Annotated in this window: 1 protein-coding gene; it reads right to left on the bottom strand. The window is 55.2% G+C overall.

What is annotated here, in order from left to right:
- Positions 1 to 123: 123 nt before the first annotated feature.
- Complete coding sequence (locus H5U08_RS18730; protein WP_297036648.1) at positions 124 to 1,071, bottom strand: PIG-L family deacetylase; 948 nt, start codon at positions 1,069 to 1,071, stop codon at positions 124 to 126.
- Positions 1,072 to 1,424: the final 353 nt, after the last annotated feature.

Below are 1,424 nucleotides of genomic sequence, written 5' to 3'. Positions count from 1 at the left end.
AGATAAGATCTGACGCGTCCCATACGAGACTGCTTGTCAGTCCCGCAGGACTTCCGCCCCATTCGTCAATCGACGAGATCGCCCAGCAAGTCCGGGGCGATTAACGGCCCCTTTTTTCGCGGTTCAGGGTTGGGACGAAATGAACGGGAACAGTTCGCGGATTTCCCGTTCACTTGGTTGTCGACCATACTCACACACTTCAAACGCCTCCGCGTATTTAATCGCTTTTCCCTTCTCCGGTCCGTATAACTCGATCAACCGATCGCGGCACTTATCGGCAATTTGCGCAAATCTTAGGCGGAAAGCCTGACGCACCTCTTCCCGCTTCTTCTGCCGATCGGCCTCCGTCCGGGGTGCACTCTCGGGCGACCCTAGCGCCCCGCCTTCGATAAACTGCGACTCAATGGCAAGTAAGGCATCGAGCTTTTGCTCAATGACATCATCAATGGCCACCACAATATCGGGGCGAAAAGGATTTGGCCGCTGGAAACTATCGTAGGAGTACAGAAACACAGGATTTCTTTTGAGGGGAGGAACGTCGGGGCAGAAAAAGGGAACGGCCACCATGTAAGCCGAGTCCTGCATCAGGACGCCCGTGTAACGGTGATCGGGATGATAATCATTCGGCCTGTGTCCAATTACGATATCGGCCTGCCACTGGCGGATGAGGCGTGTCATCGTTTTCCGGTTTTCCAGGGTCGGCAGAAGTTCCCCATCGTGAATATCGAGCACTTCGGTTGTGACCCCCAGGATTCTGGCTGCTTCCTGAACTTCCGCCGTTCGTCGCTGAGCGAGAGGACCGCCAGCCATCGCCCAGTGTCCTATATCGCCATTTGTCATTGAAACAAACTTGACCTGATGTCCGGCCTTTGCCCAAAGTGCCGCCACGCCACCGGCCCGAATTTCGCAGTCGTCCGGATGGGCACCAAACACGATGATTCGGAGAGGCCGATTCTCGGCGGCTACAAGCGGGCGTTGGCCGAGACATCGGACACCCAGCACGAGGGCACAGAATGCTGTGACAATTCGGAGTATTCTGAAATGGCTCACCAATTGTTGGTTCAGCTTCATAGGGCGGCTCCCGCCTCCACATGCTCAAGCACTCGAGGTGGCAACCAAACGCCGGCTCGGACACCGGTCCAAAAAAGTGCCTGACTTGGCCACCATTATTGGCTATTGAGTGCTCAGAATCAAGCGAGAGCCATCGGGCATGTGCCGCGTATTGACAGCTATGGGGCATCGACTCGAAGATACGGAAGTGCATTGCAAATCATGAGCTACCTAGCGGTTTCTGCGACCGTCAGGCAACTTCGATGTTTTGGAGTTTTGACACATGGGAAAAAGATGGTCTGTCATTTGTTTTGCGCTCACGGTGGTTCTCGCTTCAGAGGCGATTGTCTCCCGGGGTGAGACCCAGGCCGAAC

The sequence above is a fragment of the Thermogutta sp. genome, assembly GCF_014359955.1.
Classification (GTDB): Bacteria; Planctomycetota; Planctomycetia; order Pirellulales; family Thermoguttaceae; genus Thermogutta.
The sequence above is the reverse complement of the archived record's forward strand: the minus strand, read 5'-3'. Positions and strand labels throughout refer to the sequence as shown.

Coding starts and splice junctions, on each gene's coding strand:
- H5U08_RS18730 (WP_297036648.1), bottom strand. CDS start 1,071: ATGAAGCTGAACCAACAATTGGTGAGCCATTTCAGAATACTCCGAATT.